Origin of the sequence: Pseudomonas chaetocerotis, from assembly GCF_015712105.2 — a bacterium.
In the GTDB taxonomy this organism is placed as follows: Bacteria; Pseudomonadota; Gammaproteobacteria; order Pseudomonadales; family Pseudomonadaceae; genus Aquipseudomonas; species Aquipseudomonas chaetocerotis.
This window is the reverse complement of sequence record NZ_JACFYX020000039.1, coordinates 1-471: the sequence shown is the minus strand read 5'-3', so window position 1 is coordinate 471 and position 471 is coordinate 1. Positions and strand designations below refer to the sequence as shown.

The window sequence follows — 471 nt, the reverse complement described above, 5'->3', positions numbered from 1 at the left end:
GCGAATCACCTGTTGCAACAGCTCGCGGCTGAAGGCTTCACCGGCGAAGCAATAGGTCTTCACCCCGGGCGCTTTACCGCATTGCTCGGCCCATTCGGCCAGCTGGCGCAGGTAGCTCGGTGGCAAGGCCACCACGCTGATGCCCTCTTCGATCAGGCAGTCGTAGGTCTGCTGCACGCTCCACAGCTGCTGGTCACGGATCACCACACGCGCGCCATGGCTCAGCGGTGTGAGCCAGCGCTCGTGGGCGCCGTCGAAGCTGACCGAGAGAAAATGCAGCTCGCGATCCTCGGCCGTCAGTTCATAGCGCTCGCCAATCGCCTGGCAATGCAGGGCAATGGCGCCGTGGGCCACCGCCACGCCCTTGGGCTTGCCGGTGGAGCCGGAGGTGTAGATCAGATAAGCCAGTTGCTCGGGATGAATCTCTATCGCGGGCGCTTCTGACGATTCGCCGCTCAGTTCCAGATGATT

1 protein-coding gene is annotated in these 471 nt (G+C 63.1%); it reads right to left on the bottom strand.

Annotation, left to right across the window (positions count from 1 at the left end; all coding sequences use genetic code 11):
* A partial coding sequence (locus tag H3221_RS25540) for an AMP-binding protein (protein ID WP_224490819.1) occupies nt 1-471 on the bottom strand: 471 nt, incomplete at both ends.